Genomic DNA, 3,475 nt, shown 5'->3' on the forward strand with positions numbered 1-3,475 from the left:
TGCCCATTGTCTCACAGGACATATCCGGCGGCGTTGATGAAAGATATTCCGTAGTAAGCGTTTCGGTTCTGGTATTGGCGGTAATTCTGTAATAACCGTCTCTTGTTATGCGCCATTTGGTGTCACCGCCGTCGGTAGTGCGTATATAGGTTGTGCCTTCGGCATCCGTATCACCGATGTAGGGATGATAGGTCTCGTCAGTCCAGCTCTTCTCTGTAAGAATCTTGAATCTATCAGGCTCGGTGTTGCCTTTCCAGCCTATTCTGAGTTCCCCCTCCCATACCAGCTCATCAGGTTTCTCAGGATTGGGGAAGAAACAATTGTTGCTGCCGTCATCATAATTCCAGGATACCTCGCAGCAACCACCCACGATATAGAGATATTTACGCGGCTGATACTTACGACCTGAATAATTATGGCCGGCACACGAAATGTAGATCATATAATCTCCCGGAACCGTAACACTCCATCCTCGGGTATCGGAATCAGAAGTCACGCCCAGCGTTGAACTGTAACCTTTGCCAAAAGACAAATCGACATCCTCAAACACCGGTATGAAATATCTTGTATTCCCACCCCTTACAGGTGTATCCATAAGAATAACATTCCCTGCCTTGCACGTCAGAGCCTGCTTGAATTCAAAATCCCCGATCCTTGTGAGCTCTATCACTTTGTCATCGAGCGCAGATCCGGTGGCATAATACTTTTGGGGATAGTCCACAGCCGCACCGGCTTTCTTCAGACACACACTCATGCTCATAAGGTCTACAGTCAGATTGTATTCTCCAGTCTCAAGAACAATGAATTTATTGTCGAGCATGTCAGGAAGAGCCTTATTGGCGTAGAAATCAAGATGATGAATCTCTCCTTCCTTAAGAATCTCGTCTTTTGAAGTCGCGACAATATGCTTGTTCCATCCGTCATTTGAATTCATAAATTTGAACTGCTCGCCACCTTTGAGTGTCCCGGTCCATGTAAATACACCGTAGCCGATCTTACTCATCGGAGTGGCGTTGTAATCCCATCCCCCTTTGACGGCGGGACCTACTATGTTCACACGCGTATATTCTATGGAGTTGGACATGCCGGCAAACGCCGACAGGCTGAAAACGAAAGCTGCCAGCAATGATATCAGTTTGTTCATGGTCATATTCTATTTGAAAATCTTTTCGATTGCTACCTGACTGTCGGCTGTTATCTTGCAGACATACAGCTGGGGAGAAGAAAGCATTGACAATTTTTCCGAGAAACCGGAGATATTCTGATATTTCTGACTCAGACATTCCATTCCTGTCAGATCGAACATCGCAAGCTCTACATTTTTTCTGGTCTGCCCGAATTCCGCAGTCAACGTATCCGATGCCTTGTCGTAGAAAACTCTTGGAGAAGACACGGCGACATCCGCAACTCCGGATGCAGATTCCCGAATCTCCACTGTGACAGCAGATGAGCACAACCCTTCGGGAATCTCCACTACTGCGCACTTCTTCTCGGCTATATAGCTGAATCGGGAAGAGGGACTTCCGTTTACCGAAACCGCTTCAGGTGTTCCAACATTGAAGATTCTTAGAGTATATGACCGGGACGCAGGCAGTCCATCGACAACACCAACCCGGGGATGTATGGTATACACGTGGGTGTTTCCATCCGATGTCTGTGTTAATGAAGTTGTGGCAAACGCCGTGTCATAATCATTGTTGTCGCCGGCATCCTCATAAAGACTGCCTTTCCCCTCTTTGCCTGCCACTGCATCGAATATCATATGTCCGGGACGTTCGGTAACGTTTTTGACCGAAGCCGGATTGAGGGGAACAATTGATCCTTGTCGGTAGAAATATGGAATATCCGTAGATGAGAAATTCATCGTCATCGTGCACGGTCCCTCTATCAGCTGGTTTGTAGCCACACTCCACCAGTTTCCTTCGGGAAACCAGATTGTCTTCGTGCTCACACCATTTTTGGATGCCTCCGTCACAGGTGCCACAAGAATATCATTTCCGAAGAAATATTCTCCATCGAATGAATAAGCCTCCTCCATGTCAGGATACTCATAATAGAGCGGACGACACATGGAGATTCCTGTGTCATATGCCTCACGAGCCATAGTATAGATATACGGGAACAATGTGTATCTGAGTCTGACAGCATCAAGCAGGTCAGGGAAATTGGGGAACTTCCATAAGCGGCGCTCTATGCGGGAATCGTTGGTTGCATGTGTTCTGAATATCGGAGTAAACACACCGAACTGAACCCATCTGAGCACAAGTTCCGGGTCATTGACCGTCTTTTCATCTGTAAAGGCATGACCGCCGAGGTCATGACCCCAATAGCCATAACCTACATTCGATGCTGTAGATGTGAAATAGGGCTGGAATGCGAGTGTCGGAAAATTGATAAGCGCGTCGCCTGAGAACCCGATCTGATAGCGATGACTCCCGAGACCACCCCAACGATGGAATATTACAGGGCGACGGTCAGGGCGGTTGGTTGCCATATCATTGTAGAATACATGGTTGCACCAGAATGTCTGTCCGAGACCGCTTGTATAGGGACTCGTAAGGTGCTGCTGCCAGTCAAGCCACCAGAAGTCTACACCCTCTCCTTCATGCTCTCTGATTATAGTGCTGAAGAAAGAATCGGTGAAGTCGGGATAGTCAAGATACCAGGGTATAACTTTACCTCCAGATCCGTTAACATCATATTTTCCGCGAAGAAACTCATTCATAGCTGTAAAAAACTCAGGCGATTCCTGACTGCTTACACCATCGGCAGGATGAAGATTGAGAGCTACCTTGAAATTGCGGTCATGCATTTCTTTCAAAAGACCTTTGGGATCGGGGATCAGATTTGTGTTCCACGACCATCCTGTCCAGCCTCCGCGACCTCCGGACATACTTCCCTCGCTGCCGTTCCAATGCCAGTCCATGTCAAGAATCATTACATCCGTCGGAATATTGTTGGATGAGAGGTCGTTCATTATCTCACGATAGTCATCTGCCGAATATGAAGAATATTTGCTATACCAGTAACCGAACACATATGAAGGCGGCAAAGGAATCTTGCCGGCGATATGCGTATAATCAGACAACGCCTTCTTATAGTTGCTGCCATAACCCAGGAAATAGATATCAAGCGCATGAGGGTCTTTCCGCTCTGCCCACCAGTCGTAGCCCAGCTCCGTCTCCGGCTCGAATGCGAACGAACGACTGCCGTCACTTCTTGACGATGTCCAGGAATCCTCTATCACTGCCCACCCGGAACGTGAAATTAGACCGTCTTCCATTTCAGACCGCTTGTTTTGTCCGTTGCTGCCGTCAAGGGTACGGCATGTTCCCTTCAGGTTAAGTGGATCGGGCTTTCCGGGATACCATAAAACTTCGCGTCCGTTATGATTCAGCGTGATTGAAAGATTTGAAGATGAAGGGGGAAGAGTACGTGGGTTCGTTCCCTTGCGATATTTCAGCTTCAATTTGTC

At 47.7% G+C, this 3,475-nt stretch carries 2 protein-coding genes; both read right to left on the reverse strand.

All coding sequences use genetic code 11. The annotated features are described in order from the left end of the window. The coding region (locus JX312_RS10745) for a SusF/SusE family outer membrane protein (RefSeq protein ID WP_204457991.1) at positions 1 to 1,144 on the reverse strand (1,144 nt) is incomplete at its 3' end. A 9-nt stretch (positions 1,145 to 1,153) separates the two neighbouring features. Next, positions 1,154 to 3,475: TIM-barrel domain-containing protein (locus JX312_RS10750; RefSeq protein WP_204457992.1), on the reverse strand; the 2,322-nt coding region annotated here is incomplete at its 5' end.

The sequence above is a fragment of the Barnesiella sp. CU968 genome (genome assembly GCF_905219685.1).
Taxonomy (GTDB): Bacteria; Bacteroidota; Bacteroidia; order Bacteroidales; family Muribaculaceae; genus Lepagella; species Lepagella muris_A.